We start from the raw sequence: 17,199 nt of genomic DNA, 5'->3' as shown, positions 1-17,199 counted from the left end.
GAAGGTGGCGACATATGCCCACTCAGGAAGCAGTACGAGCCGAAGAGACGCTGATCCACGTTCTCTGGATCAACGCGGGACTCAGTTGTGACGGTGATTCGGTCGCCTTGACGGCGGCCACTCAGCCGAGCATCGAAGAAATCGCCCTCGGTTCCCTCCCTGGTCTGCCGAAGATCGCCGTGCACTGGCCGCTCATCGACTTCGAGTGCGGCCCCAACGGCGGCGCCGACGATTTCCTGGAGTGGTTCTTCAAGGCCGACCGCGGGGAGCTCGAACCGTTCGTGCTCGTGGTCGAGGGCTCGATCCCGAACGAACAACTCAAGGAAGAGGGCTACTGGTGCGGCTTCGGCAACAACCCCGCCACCGGTCAGCCCATGACGACCAGCGAATGGCTGGACCGCCTCGCGCCCAAGGCCACCGCCATCGTGGCGGCGGGCACCTGCGCGACCTACGGCGGCATCCACGCCATGGCGGGCAACCCGACCGGTGCGATGGGCGTACCGGACTATCTCGGCTGGACCTGGAAGAGCAAAGCGGGCATCCCGATCGTCTGCGTGCCCGGCTGCCCGATCCAGCCCGACAACCTGTCGGAGACGTTGACCTATCTGCTCTACATGGCCACCGGGCAGGCGCCGATGATCCCGCTCGACGAGGCGCTGCGGCCCAAGTGGCTGTTCGGCGCCACCGTGCACGAGGGTTGCGACCGCGCGGGCTACTACGAGCAGGGTGAGTTCGCCACCGAGTACGGTTCGCCGAAATGCATTGTCAAGCTGGGCTGCTGGGGTCCGGTCGTCAAATGCAACGTGCCCAAGCGTGGCTGGATCAACGGCGTAGGCGGCTGCCCGAACGTGGGCGGCATCTGCATCGGCTGCACCATGCCGGGATTCCCGGACAAGTTCATGCCGTTCATGGACGAACCGCCCGGCGGAAAGTTCTCGTCCACCGCATCGGGGCTCTACGGATCGGTGATCCGCAGTCTCCGTCACATCACCGGACGCACGGTCGACAAGGAGCCGCACTGGCGGCACCGGGGCCAGAAGCTGGAGACCGGCGCGACCCGCACCTGGTAGGAGGATCTCTGATGACACAGATCATCCCGGAGCCGTCGCACCGAACGATCGAGCCCGACCGTCTCGTCGAGATGGCGTGGGACCCGATCACTCGCATCGTCGGCAGCCTCGGCATCTACACCAAGATCGACTTCGAGAATCGCGAAGTGGTCGAGTGTCACAGCACCTCGTCCATCTTCCGCGGCTACTCGATCTTCATGAAGGGCAAGGACCCGCGCGACGCGCACTTCATCACCAGCCGCATCTGCGGCATCTGCGGCGACAACCACGCCACCTGTTCCTGCTACTGCCAGAACATGGCCTACGGCGTGCGGCCGCCGCACCTGGGCGAGTGGGTGGTCAACCTCGGCGAGGCCGCCGAGTACATGTTCGACCACAACATCTTCCAGGAGAACCTGGTCGGCGTGGACTACTGCGAGAAGATGGTCGCCGAGACCAACCCTGGCGTGCTGGCCAGGGCGGAGAACACCGAGGCGCCGCACGCCGGCGAGCACGGGTATCGCACGATCGCCGACATCATGCGGGCGCTCAACCCGTTCACCGGTGAGTTCTACCGGGAGGCGCTGCAGGTCAGCCGGATCACCCGGGAGATGTTCTGCCTGATGGAAGGCAGGCACGTCCACCCGTCCACGCTGTATCCCGGCGGACCGGGCACGGTCGCGACGATCCAGTTGATGACCGACTACATGTCGCGGCTGATGCGCTACGTGGAGTTCATGAAGAAGGTCGTGCCGATGCACGACGACCTGTTCGACTTCTTCTACGAGGCCCTGCCCGGCTACGAGAAGGTCGGTCTGCGGCGCACGCTGCTCGGGTGCTGGGGCTCGTTCCAGGACCCTGAATTCTGCAACTTCGAGTACAAGGACATGGAGGACTGGGGCCGCAAGATGTTCGTCACCCCGGGCGTCGTGGTCGACGGAAAGCTGCTGACCACCTCCCTGGTCGACATCAACCTGGGCCTGCGCATCCTGCTGGGCAGCTCGTACTACGAGGACTGGACCGATCAGGAGATGTTCGTCAAGACCGATCCGCTGGGCAACCCGGTGGACCGGCGCCACCCCTGGAACCAGCACACCAACCCGCGGCCGCAGAAGCGCGACCTGGACGAGAAGTACAGCTGGGTGATGTCGCCGCGCTGGTTCGACGGCACCGACCACCTCGCCCTGGACACCGGCGGCGGCCCGCTGGCCCGGCTGTGGGCGACGGCGCTGGCCAACCTGATCGACATCGGATACGTGAAGGCCACCGGGAACAGCGTGCAGATCAACCTGCCCAAGACCGCCCTCAAAGGCCCGGTCACGCTGGAGTGGAAGATCCCGGTGCACGGCAGCAACACCATCGAGCGCAACCGCGCGCGCACGTATTTCCAGGCGTACGCGGCGGCCTGCGCGCTGCACTTCGCGGAGAAGGCGATGGCGGAGATCCGGGCCGGCCACACCAAGACCTGGGAGAAATTCGAGGTCCCCGAAGAAGGCATCGGCTGCGGCTTCACCGAGGCGGTGCGCGGCGTGCTGTCGCATCACATGGTGATCCGGGACGGCAAGATCGCGAACTACCACCCGTATCCGCCGACGCCGTGGAACGCCAGCCCGCGCGACAGCTTCGGCACACCGGGACCCTACGAGGACGCGGTGCAGGGCCAGCCGATCTTCGAGGAGAACGACCGCGAGCACTTCAAGGGCATCGACATCATGCGCACCGTGCGCAGTTTCGATCCGTGCCTGCCCTGTGGCGTGCACATGTACCTCGGCAAGGGAAAGACGCTGGAGAAACTGCACTCACCGACGCAGACGCTCACCCCCGAGTGAGTCCGCGTCGGGCGAAACGACCGGAGGTGACGGTGGAGGATCGCCCGCACGACCAGGACGACGCAACGCTCGGTGAATCCCGGTGGCGCGAAGCCGGCGATCGCATCGAGACTTTGCTCGAGGCGAGTTCGGCGGGCGGTGCGCTCGCCCGCGAGCGCGCCGAGCAATTGGTGCGCGAACTCGTCGAACTCTACGGCGCCGGGCTGACCCGCATGGTCGGGCTGCTCGACACCGCGGCGGTCGAGCAGCTGGCCCGCGACGATCTGGTCGCGAGTCTGCTGCTCGTGCACGGCTTGCACCCGCACGACGTGGACACCCGGGTGCGCAACGCGCTGGACAGCGTGCGCCCGTACCTGGGCTCGCACGGCGGCGACGTGCACCTGGTCGACATCGTCGACGGCGTGGTCCGCTTGGAGCTGGCGGGCAGTTGCAAGAGCTGCCCGTCCTCGTCGGTGACGCTCGAGCTGGCCGTGGAGGACGCGGTGCGGGCCGCGGCGCCGGAGATCGAGTCCATCGAAGTCGTCGCCGCGCAGACGGAGTCGGCGGGGGTGATCTCCGCCGACTCGCTGTTCTCGCGCGTGCACACGGAGGACCGCCGTCCCGGCAATTGGGTCGCGGTCCCCGAGCTGGCCGAGCTGAGCGCGGGCGAGGTCGGCGGGTTCGACGTCGCCGGACTGACCGTGCTGGCCTGCCGGGTCGGCGAGGAGCTGTACGCCTACCGGGACCACTGTCCGGGATGCGACCGCTCCCTCGCGGGCGCGGCACTGGAGCGCCGCGTGGGATTCCCGGTCGGTGACGCGGTACTGCGGTGCCCGAGCTGCCGGGCGCACTACGACGTGGTGCACGCGGGCGCCCGGGTCGACGGCGAAGGGCACCTCGAGCCGCTTCCGGTGCTCGTGCGTTCCGGCGAACTGTCGGTGGCGGTGCCCGTGGGGGTGCACGGGTGAGCACGCCGTTCCGCGCGTTACAACGGATCGCCGCAGATCGCAGGCCGCAGGCCCGCCCCGGCGAACGGTGTGAGATGTGCGCGGAGCCGATCGCCGACGAGCATCAGCACGTCGTGAACGTCGAAGGCAGGCAGCTGATGTGCGTGTGCCGCGCCTGCTATCTGCTGTTCGTCGACCAGAACGCGGCGCTGCGCTATCGCGCGGTGCCGGATCGGTATCTCGCGTTCCCTGATTTCACGATCAGCCAGGCGGAATGGGATGCGCTGGAGATCCCGGTGAGCCTGGCGTTCTTCTTCCGCAACTCCGCGCTGAACCGGACCGTGGCGTTCTATCCGGGGCCTGCGGGCGCGACGGAATCGGAATTGCCGCTGGAGCAGTGGAACGCGATCCTGCAGCGGCATCCGGAGCTGGACGTGCTCGCCCCCGACGTGGAGGCACTGCTCATCCGGGTGCCCGACCGCCGGACCGAGCGGGCGGCCTGCCTGCTGCTGCCGATCGACGCGTGTTACGAGTTCGTCGGCCGGATGCGGCTGCTGTGGCGCGGGTTCGACGGCGGTCAGGACGTGCGGCGATATCTCGAGCAGTTCTTCGCCGAGGCGTCGGCGCGCGCGACCTCCGGTGGTGCGGCATGAGTCCGGTGTATTCGACGACGTTCGCCGTGCTCGAGATGAAACCCGAGCCGTACGCGGTCGCGCCGATCCTGTCCGCGCGCGTCGGCATCGCCGCGCTGGCGGAGGAACCCGTGCACGCCATCGCCCTGCGCGCGCAGGTACGCATCGAGCCGTTCCGCCGCGGCTACTCCGACGAGGAGGGCGCGGGGCTGGTCGACCTGTTCGGCCCGCGCGAGCGGTGGCACGAGACCCAGCGTTCGTTCCTCTGGATGCATTGCGCCACCATGGTTCCGGGTTTCACCGGTGGCGCCGAAGTGGATCTGCCGATGCCGTGCACCTACGACTTCGAGGTGACCGGATCGAAGTACCTGCACGCGTTGCGCGAGGGCGTGGTTCCGCTGCTGTTCCTGTTCAGCGGGACGGTCTTCATCCGGGGCAGTTCGGGTTTCGCCGTGCAGCAGATTCCGTGGGACCGCGAGGACAAGTTCGACATGCCGGTCTCGGTCTGGCAGGACCTGATGGCCGCGCATTTCCCCAATTCCGGGTGGGTGCGCCTGCACAACGACACTCTGCAAGCGCTCGCCGCCTACAAATCCGGCCACGGCCTGCTCGGCTTCGACGACGCGGTGACCCGGCTGCTGACCAGCTCCGAGGAGGCGTCGTGACCTCCGCCGAATCCCGCGCCCGCGCTCGCGCGGTGGCCGACGCGGTGCTCTACGAGGGCTACTTGCTCTACCCCTACCGTGCCGACGCACGGAAGAACCAGTCGCGATGGCAGTTCGGCGTGCTGGGGCCGGAGGGGGCCGCCGCGGCGGGCTTCGGCGAGGAATCGATCCTGTCCGCGCAGTGCCTGCTCGATCCGGGCGAGAATCCCCAGCTCACCCTCACCGTCCGGTTCCTTCAGCTGCAGCGCCGCCAAGTGGTGAACGGCGACGGTACGCCCGTCCCGGAACTGACCGATGGCGACCGGTCGTGGCTGTCCTGGGACGAGGCGGTCGAACGGGAGGTCGTCGTCGGCCCGGTCACGCCCGGGCGTCTGGTCCGGCCGCTGGACATCCCGGGCGGTGCCGACACCGAGGAAATCACCACCGCATCCGCCCCCGCCGACGGCGCCTTCGTGCGGACCCGGCTGCCGCTGGCGGGCGAACTCGAACTCGCGGCCGACCGGGACGACGGCTTCTTACGGCTGACGGTCGTCCTGCGCAACGTGGGCGGGCCCGCGGCCGACGCACGCGACGCCATCGCCCGCTCGCTGATCGGCGCGCACGTCATCGCGGAGGTCACCGGCGGTGAGTTCGTCTCGCTGCTGGAGCCGCCGCCCGGCGCGGTGGCCGCGGCCGCCCGCTGCGACCGGTACCGGTGCTTCCCGGTGCTCGCCGGTCCGCCCGGCGACTACAGCATGCTGCTGATCTCGCCGATCATCCTCTACGACCACCCGGAGATCGCCGAGCAGAGCGAAGGCGCGCTGTTCGACTCCACCGAGATCGACGAGATCCTCACGCTGCGGGTGCTGACGATGACCGACGCCGAGAAGGCGCAGGCGCGGGCCACCGATCCGCGCGCGGCGGAGATCATCGACCGCTGCGAGGCCATGACACCCGACGCAATGCGGCAGTTGCACGGCGTTCTGCGCGACCCGTACGCCGATCGCCCCCGGCTGATACCGGAGATCCCCGAGGGCATCGATTGGTGGGACCCGCTGGCCGACGCCGCCGTCCGCCCGGACTCCGACGCGGTGCCGGTCGCGGGCGTGTTGGTGCGCAAGGGCAGCAGCGTCCGGCTGCATCCCGCGCGGCGGGCCGACGCCCAGGATCTGTTCTTCGACGGCCGCCGCGCCCGGGTCGTCTCGGTCCACGCCGACGTGGACGGGCAGGCGCACGTCGGGGTCGTGCTCGACGACGACCCAGCGGCCGAACTGCACGAATGGTACGGCCGCTACCTGTATTTCGCACCCGACGAACTGGAGCCGCTCGACGGCCCCGAGTAGTGAAAGGAAGTCCGCTATGGAAACCGTAGGAGTGGTCTCGACGACTGTCGTCGCCGTGCTGGTGGCGGCGGGGCTGTACCTCGGCGTGCGGTCGATACCGGATCTCCGGCGATACCTGAAGATCCGGCACATGTAGCGGCCGACCGGAAAGGAGCATCATGGCTGAGCATCGCGAAGAGCCGCAATCGGCACGGGGCGCGCCGGGTTCGCGCGACACCGGCGCCAACGTAGCGGCCGGAGGACCGGCGGACCGGGAGCCCGGGGACATCGGGCACGAGGAGACGACCTCGGCGCACTCGCAGGACGCCAAGAAGGAGACCGAGTTCACCTCGCAGGCACCGTCCGGCACCGAATCGGCGGCGCCGCCCTATGGCGAGCGCAAGCAGACCGCCAACGCCCCCGGCGAGACGGCGACCGGAAAGGTCGACGACGCGCGCGTGGGCGGCGCGACGGCGCCCACCGAGGAAGAGGGGTGAATCCACGGCCGCGGTGCTGATCGCCGGGATCGGCAACATCTTCCTCGGCGACGACGGATTCGGACCTGAGGTGGTGCGGCGGCTGCCGCGCCACCCCGACCCCGGCGTGCGCGTCGTGGACTACGGCATCCGCGGCATGCACCTCGCCTACGACCTGCTCGATTCCTGGGACGCTTTGGTGCTGGTCGACGCGGTGCCCGGTCGCGGCGCGCCCGGCCGGGTCGAGGTGTTCGGCGCCGCGCAGGAGGACACCGCCGCCGCGCAACTCGACGCGCACGCGATGAGCCCGGACGCCGTCTTCGCCGGGGTGCGCGCCCTGGGCGGCGTGCTGCCGCCGACCGTGGTGATCGGCTGTCAGGTCGCCTGCGTGGACGAGGGCATCGGCCTGTCCGCCCCGGTCGCCGCCGCGGTGGACGAGGCGGTCGCCGCCGTCGGCGGTGTGCTCGCAGACCTACTGCAGGCCGGCGCCGCAGAGGCTGCCGCGCCGCTTCCACCGGCCACAGCGCGACAGGAGGACTGACCGATGTGTCTCGGCATCCCCGGGCGGGTGATGGAGATCCCCGACGGCTACCACGAGCAGATCGCGCTGGTCGACGTGTCCGGCGAGCAGCGGAGGGTGAACATCGGCCTGCTGGACGAGGATCCGGCGCGGCCGGGGGACTGGGTGATCATCCACATGGGCTTCGCGGTGGAGAAGACCGACGAGGCGGGCGCCGCGGCGGCGCTGGACGGACTGCGGCTGCTGCAACGCGGAGACCTGCCGTGACCACCGAGCGGCTGCGGCGGCGGCTCCTGGTGCGCGGCGTGGTCCAGGGCGTCGGGTTCCGCCCGTTCGTCTACACCACCGCCGCCGAACTGGCCCTGTCCGGCAGCGTGAGCAACGACAGCAGCGGAGTCGTCATCGAAATCGAGGGCGCGCCGACGGGTCTGGACGAGTTCGCCGAGCGGCTGCGCCTGCGGCCGCCCCCGCTGGCAGTGGTCGAATCGGTCGAGCAGGCCGACATCCCGGTGCGCGGCGGCACCGGATTCCACATCGCGGACACCACGCGCGACGGCGGCGGGCGCACGCTGGCCTCACCCGACGTCGCGATCTGTGCGGACTGCGAACGCGAGTTGCGCGATCCCGGCGATCGCCGCTATCGCCATCCGTTCGTGAACTGCACCAACTGCGGTCCGCGTTTCACCATCATCGCGAGCCTGCCCTACGACCGCGAGCGGACGTCGATGGCCGACTTCGCCATGTGCGACCGGTGCGCGCGGGAGTACGCCGATCCCGCCGACCGGCGCTTCCACGCCCAGCCGATCGCCTGCCCCGACTGCGGTCCCACGCTCGCGTATACGGGTCCGGGAGCCGGTGCGCCGCTGACGGCCGCGCGGCGGCTGCTGCGCTCGGGCGGCATCCTGGCGGTAAAAGGCATCGGCGGATACCACCTCGCCTGCGATGCCACCAACGAGTCGGCCGTCGCGGAGCTGCGCAGGCGCAAACGCCGCGGCGACAAGCCTTTCGCCGTGATGGTCCCGGACCTCGCCACGGCGCGGGCCATCGTCGCGGTCGACGCCGCCGCCGCGCCGCTGCTGACCGGCCCGGCTCGGCCGATAGTGCTGCTCGCTCGCCGGTCCGCGCCGGGAGACGCCCGTTCGGTCGTCGGCGCGGATGGCGTTACCGCTGGACCGGTCGAAGGTGCGGCCTCGGCGATCGCCGTGCTCGAAGACGACACTGCCGGATCGCCCCCGATCCCGGCCCCATCGGTGGCCCCGGGCAACCCGGATCTGGGCGTGATGATCGCCTACACCCCGCTGCATCTGTTGCTGTTCGGCCTGCCCGGCGACCCGCCCGGCCCGCAGGTGCTGGTGATGACCTCGGGCAATCTCGGCGGCGAGCCGATCTGCTACCGGGACGACGACGCCCGCACCCGCCTCGCGGGGCTCGCCGACGGCTGGCTGTCGCACAACCGGCGCATCCTGGTGCCCTGCGACGACTCGGTGGTGCGCTCGCTCGACGGCAGCGAACTGCCCGTGCGGCGCTCGCGCGGTTACGCGCCGCTGCCGCTGCTGCTGCCGGTTCCGTTGCCGCCCACCCTCGCCGTCGGCGCCGACCTCAAGAACACCTGCGCGATGGCCGAGGGCCGCTACGCCTGGCTGAGCCAGCACATCGGCGACATGGACGACCTGGCGACGCTGCGCTCCTTCGACGCCGCGCAGCGGCACCTCGGGGAACTCACCGGGGTACGCCCGGCGCAGCTGGTCGCCGACGCACACCCCGGTTACCGCTCCACCGCGTGGGCGCGCAGGAACGCCGGCGAGCGCGCCGTGTACACCGTGCAGCACCACCACGCGCACATCGCCGCCGTCATGGGCGAGCACGGGCTCGGCGCCACCGAGCAGGTGGTCGGGATCGCCTTCGACGGCACCGGGTTCGGTCCCGACGGCGCGGTATGGGGCGGCGAGGTTCTGCTGGCGGGCTACAAGGGCTACCGGCGTCTGGCGCACCTGAAGTACGTGCCGCTTGCGGGCGGCGATCTCGCCGTGCGCAGGCCCTATCGCATGGCGCTGGCGCATCTGCAGGCGGCCGGGATCGGCTGGGACGAGGGCATTCCCGCGGTCGCCGCGTGCCCGCCCGCCGAGCGATCGGTGCTGGCCCACCAGTTCCGGACCGGACTGGGCTGCGCACCCACGTCGAGCATGGGCCGGTTGTTCGACGCGGTGTCGTCGCTGTGCGGCGTCCGCCACGTGGTCGACTACGAAGCCCAGGCGGCGATCGAATTGGAAGGACTTTCCCGCGCCGGCGCGGAAGGCGCCACCGCCTACCGGTTCCCACTGGCGGACGGCGATCCCGCCGTGATCGATCCGGCGCCGGTATTGGCGGCCGTGGTGGCCGACGTTCGCGCGGGCACGCCCGCATCGGTGGTGGGCGCCCGGTTCCACGCGGCTCTCGCCGGGCTGGTCCTCGACCTCGCGCTCCGCTACGCCGCCCCGACGACGGTCGTCGCGCTGTCCGGCGGAGTCTTCCAGAACGCCCTGCTGCTCGCGCGATCGTGTGCGCTGCTGCGCGACAGCGGGTTCACCGTGATCACCCACCGCCGACTGCCGCCCAACGACGGCGGCCTCGCGTTCGGGCAACTCCTCGCGTGCAGCGAGGGATGAGCGAAGGAGAGCAACGATGTGTCTTGCGGTACCAGGCAAAGTGCTCAGCCTGCACGAGCGGGACGGCACGCTGATGTCGGTCGTCGACTTCGGCGGCGTGCACAAGGACGTGTGCCTGCAATACATCCCGGACGCGGCGGTCGGTGACTACGTCGTGGTCCACGTCGGCTTCGCGATCCAGCGGCTGGACGAGGAGTCCGCGCTGCGCACCCTGGCCGAGTTCGAGCACCTCGGTGTACTGAACGAGGAATTCGGCGACGGCTTCGAGATCGCCGCCAAGCAGGCGGGTGTGGACAATCCCGCCGCCGAGCCACCACGCGAGCAACCGGAGGCGACGTCATGAAGTACCTGGACGAATTCAGCAACCCCGAGCTGGCCCAGCACCTGCTCGATCGGATCCGCGCCGCGACCAGCCGGCGCTGGGCGATCATGGAAGTCTGCGGCGGCCAGACCCATTCGATCATCCGCCACGGCATCGACCAGCTGCTGCCCGATCAGATCGAGATGATCCACGGCCCCGGCTGCCCGGTCTGCGTCACCCCGCTCGACGTGATCGACAAGGCGCTGGAGATCGCCGCGCAGCCGGGCGTGATCTTCTGCTCCTTCGGCGACATGCTGCGTGTGCCCGGCAGCTCGAAGGACCTGTTCCGGGTCAAGAGCGAGGGCGGTGACGTGCGGGTCGTGTACTCCCCGCTGGACGCGCTCGACCTCGCCAAGGAGAACCCCGATCGCGAAGTGGTGTTCTTCGGCATCGGTTTCGAGACCACCGCACCGGCCAATGCCATGACGGTGTACCAGGCCCAGCGGCTCGGCATCCGGAACTTCTCGCTGCTGGTGTCGCATGTGCTGGTCCCGCCGGCCATCGCCGCGATCATGGAGTCGCCGACCTGCCGGGTGCAGGGGTTCCTCGCGGCCGGGCACGTCTGCACCGTGATGGGCACCGACGAGTACCCGCCGCTGGCCGAGCGATACCGGGTCCCGATGGTGGTCACCGGATTCGAGCCGCTGGACATCCTGGAGGGCATCCGGCGCACCGTGCTGCAGCTGGAGGCGGGCAGGCACGAACTGGAGAACGCGTATCCGCGCGCGGTGTCCGCGGCGGGAAACCCCGCGGCCAAAGCCATGCTGCAGGACGTGTTCGAGGTCACCGACCGGGGCTGGCGCGGCATCGGCGTGATCCCGCGCAGCGGCTGGCGGCTGTCGGATCGCTATCGCGAGTTCGACGCAGAACACCGTTTCGCCGTGGGCGACATGCACACCGCCGAGTCGACGATCTGCCGCTCCGGCGAGGTGCTGCAGGGTTTGATCAAACCGAACGAGTGCGCCGCCTTCGGCAAGCAGTGCACGCCGCGTAATCCGTTGGGCGCCACCATGGTGTCCTCCGAGGGCGCGTGCGCCGCCTATTACCTGTACCGGCGTCTCGATCTGCCCGCGGAGGTGGCACATGCGTGAGGAAGGCGCCTCCCCCGCGACGATCGACATGGAGGGCTGGGTCTGTCCGATGCCGCTGCGGGATTCGCCGAACATCGTGATGGGTCACGGCGGCGGCGGCGCGATGTCCGGCGAGCTGATCGAGCATCTGTTCCTGCCCGCGTTCGGCTCGGCCGCCACCGGGGATCTGACCGACTCCGCGGTCGTCACGCTCGACGGTGCGCGATTGGCGTTCTCCACCGATTCGTTCGTGGTCAAGCCGATCGTGTTCCCCGGAGGCACGATCGGCGAACTCGCGGTCAACGGCACGGTGAACGACCTGGCCATGTCCGGTGCGCGGCCGATGGTGCTGTCCACCGCGTTCATCCTGGAGGAGGGCACCGCGCTGGCCGACATCGCGCGGATCGCGCAGGCGGTCGGCACCGCCGCACTCGCGGCGGAGGTCCAGCTGGTCACCGGCGACACGAAGGTCGTCGACGCCGGGCACGGTGACGGGATCTATATCAACACCGCAGGGATCGGTGTGGTCGGCCCAGGCGTCGACATCCGGCCGCAGCGCGCCACGCCGGGTGACGTCGTGCTGGTCAGCGGCGACATCGGTGTGCACGGTGTCGCGGTGCTCAGCTGCCGCGAGGGCCTGGAGTTCGGCACCACCGTGCTCAGCGACACCGCGCCGCTGCACGGTCTGGTCGCGGCGATGCTCGCGACCGGCGCCGACGTGCACGTGCTGCGCGATCCCACCCGCGGCGGGGTCGCGGCCTCGCTCAACGAGATCGCCCGCACCGCGAACGTCGGGGTGGCGCTGGACGAGCGGCAGCTCCCGGTGCCCGACGGCGTGCGCGACGCGTGCGGACTGCTCGGCCTGGACCCGATGTACGTGGCCAACGAGGGCAAGCTGCTGGCGTTCGTCCCGCCCGAGGACGCCGACCGCGTGCTCGCGGCGATGCGGGAACATCCGCTGGGCGCGCAGGCCGCGGCGATCGGCCGGTGCGTCGCCGAGCATCCCGGGATGGTGGTGGCCCGCACGGCGCTCGGCGGCACGCGCGTGGTGGATCTGCCCGCGGGCGAGCAGCTGCCGCGAATCTGCTGACGGCGGACCCGAACCGGTCCGCAGCGAGAAGGCGAGGTGGTGCGTCATCGTTCGGATCGCCGATACTCCCGCGGCGCCGCGCGGCCCGCTGGCCCGGCTGGACGGGCGGCAGCGGCGCGGCGTGGCGGGGATGGCGTCGGTCGTCGTCGCGCTGCACGTCCTCGGCTGGTCGGCGCTGCTGTTGCTCGTGGTCCCCGGCGGGTACGTGGTGGACGGGGCGGTGTTCGGCGTCGGTCTCGGGGTCACGGCCTACACCCTCGGGATGCGGCACGCGTTCGACGCCGATCACATCGCCGCGATCGACAACACCACCCGCAAGCTGGTCGCGGACGGACGTAAGCCGCTGTCGGTCGGGTTCTGGTTCTCCCTCGGGCACTCCACCATCGTCTTCGTCCTCGTCGCGCTGCTGGCGTTCGGTGTCAAGGCGCTCGCGGGCAACCTGCGCGACGAGAACTCCGGGCTGCAACGGTGGACCGGCGTGTTCGGCACCGGAATCTCGGGCACCTTCCTGCTCGCGATCGGCCTGTTGAACCTGGCCTCGCTGATCGGGATCTGGCGGGTCTTCCGCGGGATGCGCCGCGGGACCTACGACGAAGCCGCGCTGCGGCAGAAGTTGAACGACCGCGGCGCCTTGCAACGCGTGATCGGACCGCTGACCCGGGCCGTGCGCGCACCGTGGCAGATGTATCCGGTCGGGCTGCTGTTCGGCCTCGGCTTCGACACCGTCACCGAGGTGAGCCTGCTGGTCATCGCGGGCGGCGCGGCGGCGACCGACCTGCCGTGGTACGCGATTCTGGTGCTGCCCGTGCTGTTCTCGGCCGGTATGACCCTGTTCGACGCACTGGACGGAGCGTTCATGAACTACGCCTACGGGTGGGCGTTCGCCGGGCCGCTGCGCACCGTCTACTACAACATCGTCGTCACGGCTCTGTCGGTCGCCGTGGCCCTGTTGATCGGCGCACAAGAGATGATCGCGCTGCTCGCCGACGAGTTCGGCATCGCCCATGGCCCACTGGCCTGGGTCGGCGGCCTGGACCTCGGTGCGATGGGCTTCCTCATCGTCGGGCTGTTCGTGCTCACCTGGGCGGTGGCCGTCGCGGTGTGGCGATTCGGCCGGCTCGAGCAGCGGTGGACTCCAGGGCGCGCCGACGAAAGGCCTTGCTGATGGCGGGCAGCGGAGCGGAGATGTTCGCCCGGTACGCCTACGCCCCCAATCGGCTCGGCTACTGCGGGCCGCCCGATTCGGCCGCCCTGCGAGACGGCTCGGACGAGCAGGTGCGCGCGGTGGCGAGCCGGTTCACCGGCGCATGGCCCTACCTGCAGGTGATGGCGCGGATGACCGGTCTCGCCGACCCGCTGGACCACCGGCTCGTCGAGTCCTACTGGCTGGGTGGCGGAATCGGCGCGGACCTGGACCCGCGGGAGTTCACCGCGGAGCTGCTCGGCCTGCTCGGCCCGGTCGCGGGCGGGTATTGGACGCACCTGACCCCCCGGCTGGCCGAGGAGGCCGCGGCCAACCACTGCTTCCACGTCTTCGGCGTCTACCCGTGGTCCCGATTGCTCCGGCACGGCAACGACCATCCCCTGTACGTGCTCGACAGCTGCCGGATCACCTGGGGAACGGTGCTCGACCGCACCGGCGGCGAGGTCGTGCTGCGCTGTCGCGGGCTCGACTGGGACGGCGAGCGTCTCGCGCTGTCGACGCAGACGGAGCGGTCGGTGCCGATCCGGGTGGACGGGTATGCGGCGGTGCCGGACGTGGTGGCGGGGGAGCAGGTGGCGGTGCATTGGGGGCGGCTGTGCGGGCGGCTGGACGATGCCCAGGCGAACGCTCTGGAGGCGGGGACGGTCCGCCAACTGGAAGTCACCAATCGGCGACTGGCCGCACATCGGAGCCCGGCGACCTGACGAGCTGCGCTGCCGATCGCGCACGCCGAGCCCGGGCGAGCTTCGACGGCAGACCATCGAGCCCGTCACCGTCAGCGCGCCGATAGCGATCGCTCCGGTCCGGGCGGACGGGTCCGATCTTCGGAATTGCTCCGAACTCGACGGTTCGGCGAAATTCCGGAGATCGTCGGCGTGTTTCGGCAACCGGTGTGCGGAGTATGATGTATATGGCTGTCGAGCCCGACCTCGAGGAGCGACGCGTGGATTCGCCGATGGTTGCCAGGGCGAAAAAATTCATTGCACCCAAAAATTGTTCCCGGTGATTCTCACGGCGTATCGTAGCGTTCCCTCGCCTTCGTGCCCGATGAGCGGATTCGCGTTCCAGTCCTGCTCGAAGGGAGGTGAACTACCGTGATGGACCAGATGATGGGGATGGCACGTGACTGGTGGAATCGCATGTTCCCCGGCATGCCGATGCCGATGATGCCGATGATGCCGTAGCCGCCCACAGGTAGGAAAAAAAGGAATTGATGATCCCGCGGTGAGGCGTGCCGGTGATGTTTCGGTCACCATACCGGCGACCGAAACGGAGCGTCACTCGCCGACCATTCGACTGGCCGCAAAATCGCCACAAACGTCGATATTCATCTACCGATGCGGGGTGTGATGTCCTGCGCGGCGGGTACGCGTTTATCGTATTCGACCGTAATAAATCCACCATCCGCACGCACGAGGAGTGGCGGGCTATCGGTCCCGGCTCGATGTCCATGCGAGAGTGAGCGGCCTGGGCAAGCCGGGACGGAATCCGGCTCGGTCGTGGTCGGCGGGATGACAATGTAATCGACCTCGGCGGAGGTATGCGATGAGCGGAGATCTGCGGCAGGGGAAGCGGCCGGTGAGCGCCGTGCTGGCCGGTCCGTACGGGCATCCGTTCCATCCGATTCTGGTCACGGTCCCGATCGGCGCGTGGGTCGCCAGTCTCGTGTTCGACCTCGCGTCCCGGTTCGTCGACGATCCGGAGTTCCTGGTCAAGGGATCGGTGTGGCTGATCGCGATCGGCGTCCTCGGCGCCTTGGTCGCGGCAACGATCGGATTCCTCGATCTGCTCGCGATTCCGACCGGCACCCCTGCCTTCCGCACCGGCTTGCTGCACATGACCCTCAACCTGCTGGTGACCCTCGCCTATGCCGTCGGCTTCGTGTGGCGGCAGGGCGCCGATACGCGGGTCCCGGTCGCGGCCGGGCCGCTCGCGCTGTCGGTGGTAGCGCTGGGGGCGTTGGCCGTCTCCGGGTATCTCGGCGGCAAGCTCGCCTATCGCTATGGCGTGCGCGTCGCCGACGAAGCCACCCAGGCCGGCGGCTTCACGCACTGAATCCCTTCTCATCCGTCAGGAGGCACACATGGGCATCGCCGCGTTGGTTTTCTGGTTGCTCACCGCGGGCGGCGGCTTCTTCCTGCTCGGCACGTGGATCGCGCGGGGCGGTGCACGGCAACCGAACTCGACCCAGTTGCCCGCGCCGGTCGTCTTCGGTCACTTCGCGCTCGCCGTGGCCGGATTGATTCTCTGGATCGTGTACCTCTTCGTCGACACCGAATCGCTGGCGTGGGTCGCGTTCGCATTGCTGATCCCGGTCGCGCTGCTCGGATTCGCGATGCTGCTGCGCTGGATCCCCACCTACCGCGCCCGGTCCGCGGGTACGGCCGGACCCCCGGAAGGGCACTTTCCTGTCGCCGTCGTAGCGGGCCACGGCGTCCTGGCCGTGGTGACCGTCGTGCTGGTGCTCTTGACCGCACTCGGCGTCGGCGAGAGCTGATCGCCCGAACCCGTGACGAGCGATGGCCGCGCGGGTTTCCGCGCGGCCATCGAACTATGGGCGCGGCGTCAGATCTTGCGGATGACCGTGACGACCTTGCCCAGGATCTGCGCGTCGTTGCCGGGGATCGGTTCGAAGACCGGGTTGTGCGGCATCAGCCAGACGTCCTTGCCCGTGCGCTTGAACGTCTTCACCGTGGCCTCGCCATCGATCATCGCCGCGACGATGTCGCCGTTGTCGGCGACGTTCTGCTGCCGCACGACCACCCAGTCACCGTCACAGATCGCCGCGTCGATCATGGACTGGCCGACGACCTTCAGCAGGAACAGCGAACCGTCGCCGACCAGTTCGCGCGGCAGCGGGAAGACGTCCTCCACGGCCTGTTCGGCCAGAATCGGGCCACCGGCGGCGATCCGGCCGAGCACCGGGACGAACGTGGGGACGGGCCGGTCGACGTCGACGGTCACCTCACCGTCGTCCACCGCGGCCACCGGCAGGCTGGTCACCGACCGCACCACCTCGTCCAAACCCCGGACGTCCACTGCGCGCGGCCGATTCGGATCCCGGCGCAGATAGCCCTTGCGCTCCAGCGCGCGTAGTTGATGGGCGACCGACGAGGTGGACGTGAGTCCCACGGCGTCGCCGATCTCCCGGATGCTCGGCGGGTAGCCGCGCTCGCTCACCGAGGTGCGGATCACCTCCAGCACTTTGCGCTGACGCACGGTGAGATCCGCCCCGCTACCCGCCGTGTCGGCGCCGCTGTCGGTCTCGTCGCCCGTGTCGTCCGTGTGCCTCACCGCAACCGCCCTTTCCTGCCGTGCCAGGCGGTTGGTGTGCCCGGCTTGTGTCTGCATGACCTGTCCTGTCTTCGGTTCTTCGAATCTAGTCCGGTCGCGTCGCTCGATCAAACATCTGTTCGACGCATGTCGGGCGT

19 protein-coding genes are annotated in these 17,199 nt (G+C 69.4%); 18 read left to right on the top strand and 1 reads right to left on the bottom strand.

The window, feature by feature from the left end; translation table 11 throughout:
- Nucleotides 1-14 precede the first annotated feature (14 nt).
- The 18 genes from IU450_RS07920 (at nucleotide 15) to IU450_RS07840 (ending at nucleotide 16,265) form a co-directional block, all read left to right on the top strand.
- Nucleotides 15-1,070: a hydrogenase expression protein HypE gene (locus tag IU450_RS07920; protein WP_195149108.1), complete on the top strand. Its 1,056-nt coding sequence runs from the start codon at nucleotides 15-17 to the stop codon at nucleotides 1,068-1,070.
- 11 nt (nucleotides 1,071-1,081) lie between these two features.
- Nucleotides 1,082-2,878, top strand: coding sequence for a nickel-dependent hydrogenase large subunit (locus tag IU450_RS07915; protein ID WP_195149107.1), 1,797 nt, complete (start codon nucleotides 1,082-1,084; stop codon nucleotides 2,876-2,878).
- A gap of 32 nt (nucleotides 2,879-2,910) precedes the next feature.
- Nucleotides 2,911-3,825, top strand: a complete 915-nt coding sequence (locus IU450_RS07910) for a NifU family protein (RefSeq protein ID WP_195149575.1) — start codon at nucleotides 2,911-2,913, stop codon at nucleotides 3,823-3,825.
- Entirely contained in the window at nucleotides 3,822-4,457 is a 636-nt protein-coding gene (locus IU450_RS07905; protein ID WP_195149106.1) for a DUF5947 family protein, read from the top strand. The genes IU450_RS07910 and IU450_RS07905 overlap by 4 nt, the downstream gene beginning before the upstream one ends.
- Complete coding sequence (locus tag IU450_RS07900; protein WP_195149105.1) at nucleotides 4,454-5,101, top strand: DUF6084 family protein; 648 nt, start codon at nucleotides 4,454-4,456, stop codon at nucleotides 5,099-5,101. The genes IU450_RS07905 and IU450_RS07900 overlap by 4 nt, the downstream gene beginning before the upstream one ends.
- Entirely contained in the window at nucleotides 5,098-6,423 is a 1,326-nt protein-coding gene (locus IU450_RS07895; protein WP_195149104.1) for a hypothetical protein, read from the top strand. Before IU450_RS07900 ends, IU450_RS07895 begins: the two co-directional genes overlap by 4 nt.
- A 16-nt stretch (nucleotides 6,424-6,439) precedes the next feature.
- Entirely contained in the window at nucleotides 6,440-6,559 is a 120-nt protein-coding gene (locus tag IU450_RS41270; protein WP_086006670.1) for a DUF6893 family small protein, read from the top strand.
- Nucleotides 6,560-6,581: 22 nt separating this feature from the next.
- Nucleotides 6,582-6,899, top strand: a complete 318-nt coding sequence (locus IU450_RS07890) for a hypothetical protein (RefSeq protein WP_195149103.1) — start codon at nucleotides 6,582-6,584, stop codon at nucleotides 6,897-6,899.
- 13 nt (nucleotides 6,900-6,912) lie between these two features.
- Nucleotides 6,913-7,419 carry a hydrogenase maturation protease gene (locus IU450_RS07885; protein ID WP_324197584.1) on the top strand — a complete coding sequence of 169 codons (507 nt, stop codon included), beginning with the start codon at nucleotides 6,913-6,915 and terminating at the stop codon, nucleotides 7,417-7,419.
- A gap of 3 nt (nucleotides 7,420-7,422) precedes the next feature.
- On the top strand, nucleotides 7,423-7,665 hold the full coding sequence (locus tag IU450_RS07880; RefSeq protein ID WP_195149101.1) for a HypC/HybG/HupF family hydrogenase formation chaperone: 243 nt from the start codon (nucleotides 7,423-7,425) through the stop codon (nucleotides 7,663-7,665).
- On the top strand, nucleotides 7,662-10,043 hold the full coding sequence (locus tag IU450_RS07875; RefSeq protein WP_195149100.1) for a carbamoyltransferase HypF: 2,382 nt from the start codon (nucleotides 7,662-7,664) through the stop codon (nucleotides 10,041-10,043). The genes IU450_RS07880 and IU450_RS07875 overlap by 4 nt, the downstream gene beginning before the upstream one ends.
- Before the next feature lie 16 nt (nucleotides 10,044-10,059).
- Complete coding sequence (locus IU450_RS07870; RefSeq protein ID WP_195149099.1) at nucleotides 10,060-10,386, top strand: HypC/HybG/HupF family hydrogenase formation chaperone; 327 nt, start codon at nucleotides 10,060-10,062, stop codon at nucleotides 10,384-10,386.
- Complete coding sequence (hypD, locus tag IU450_RS07865) at nucleotides 10,383-11,495, top strand: hydrogenase formation protein HypD (protein ID WP_195149098.1); 1,113 nt, start codon at nucleotides 10,383-10,385, stop codon at nucleotides 11,493-11,495. Before IU450_RS07870 ends, hypD begins: the two co-directional genes overlap by 4 nt.
- Nucleotides 11,488-12,564 carry a hydrogenase expression/formation protein HypE gene (gene hypE, locus IU450_RS07860; protein WP_195149097.1) on the top strand — a complete coding sequence of 359 codons (1,077 nt, stop codon included), beginning with the start codon at nucleotides 11,488-11,490 and terminating at the stop codon, nucleotides 12,562-12,564. The genes hypD and hypE overlap by 8 nt, the downstream gene beginning before the upstream one ends.
- A 97-nt stretch (nucleotides 12,565-12,661) precedes the next feature.
- Entirely contained in the window at nucleotides 12,662-13,729 is a 1,068-nt protein-coding gene (locus IU450_RS07855) for a HoxN/HupN/NixA family nickel/cobalt transporter (protein WP_228834316.1), read from the top strand.
- Nucleotides 13,729-14,472, top strand: coding sequence for a DUF6390 family protein (locus IU450_RS07850; RefSeq protein ID WP_228834180.1), 744 nt, complete (start codon nucleotides 13,729-13,731; stop codon nucleotides 14,470-14,472). Before IU450_RS07855 ends, IU450_RS07850 begins: the two co-directional genes overlap by 1 nt.
- An 841-nt stretch (nucleotides 14,473-15,313) precedes the next feature.
- Entirely contained in the window at nucleotides 15,314-15,823 is a 510-nt protein-coding gene (locus tag IU450_RS07845) for a DUF2231 domain-containing protein (RefSeq protein ID WP_195149095.1), read from the top strand.
- A 28-nt stretch (nucleotides 15,824-15,851) separates the two neighbouring features.
- Nucleotides 15,852-16,265 (top strand): hypothetical protein, encoded by a 414-nt coding sequence (locus tag IU450_RS07840; protein ID WP_195149094.1) that lies wholly within the window; start codon nucleotides 15,852-15,854, stop codon nucleotides 16,263-16,265.
- Nucleotides 16,266-16,333: 68 nt separating this feature from the next.
- Here IU450_RS07840 and lexA read toward each other — a convergent pair whose 3' ends face one another.
- Nucleotides 16,334-17,062 carry a transcriptional repressor LexA gene (gene lexA / locus IU450_RS07835; RefSeq protein WP_195149093.1) on the bottom strand — a complete coding sequence of 243 codons (729 nt, stop codon included), beginning with the start codon at nucleotides 17,060-17,062 and terminating at the stop codon, nucleotides 16,334-16,336.
- Nucleotides 17,063-17,199: the final 137 nt, after the last annotated feature.

Origin of the sequence: Nocardia abscessus, assembly GCF_015477775.1 — a bacterium.
Lineage (GTDB): Bacteria > Actinomycetota > Actinomycetes > Mycobacteriales > Mycobacteriaceae > Nocardia > Nocardia abscessus_A.
The sequence above is the reverse complement of the archived record's forward strand: the minus strand, read 5'-3'. Positions and strand labels throughout refer to the sequence as shown.

Excerpts from the sequence above, each read along its gene's own strand:
- IU450_RS07920 (WP_195149108.1), top strand. The coding sequence starts at position 15 with ATGCCCACTCAGGAAGCAGTACGAGCCGAAGAGACGCTGATCCACGTT.
- IU450_RS07915 (WP_195149107.1), top strand. The coding sequence starts at position 1,082 with ATGACACAGATCATCCCGGAGCCGTCGCACCGAACGATCGAGCCCGAC.
- IU450_RS07900 (WP_195149105.1), top strand. The coding sequence starts at position 4,454 with ATGAGTCCGGTGTATTCGACGACGTTCGCCGTGCTCGAGATGAAACCC.
- IU450_RS41270 (WP_086006670.1), top strand. The coding sequence starts at position 6,440 with ATGGAAACCGTAGGAGTGGTCTCGACGACTGTCGTCGCCGTGCTGGTG.
- IU450_RS07890 (WP_195149103.1), top strand. The coding sequence starts at position 6,582 with ATGGCTGAGCATCGCGAAGAGCCGCAATCGGCACGGGGCGCGCCGGGT.
- IU450_RS07880 (WP_195149101.1), top strand. The coding sequence starts at position 7,423 with ATGTGTCTCGGCATCCCCGGGCGGGTGATGGAGATCCCCGACGGCTAC.
- IU450_RS07870 (WP_195149099.1), top strand. The coding sequence starts at position 10,060 with ATGTGTCTTGCGGTACCAGGCAAAGTGCTCAGCCTGCACGAGCGGGAC.
- hypD (WP_195149098.1), top strand. The coding sequence starts at position 10,383 with ATGAAGTACCTGGACGAATTCAGCAACCCCGAGCTGGCCCAGCACCTG.
- hypE (WP_195149097.1), top strand. The coding sequence starts at position 11,488 with ATGCGTGAGGAAGGCGCCTCCCCCGCGACGATCGACATGGAGGGCTGG.
- IU450_RS07850 (WP_228834180.1), top strand. The coding sequence starts at position 13,729 with ATGGCGGGCAGCGGAGCGGAGATGTTCGCCCGGTACGCCTACGCCCCC.
- IU450_RS07845 (WP_195149095.1), top strand. The coding sequence starts at position 15,314 with ATGAGCGGAGATCTGCGGCAGGGGAAGCGGCCGGTGAGCGCCGTGCTG.
- IU450_RS07840 (WP_195149094.1), top strand. The coding sequence starts at position 15,852 with ATGGGCATCGCCGCGTTGGTTTTCTGGTTGCTCACCGCGGGCGGCGGC.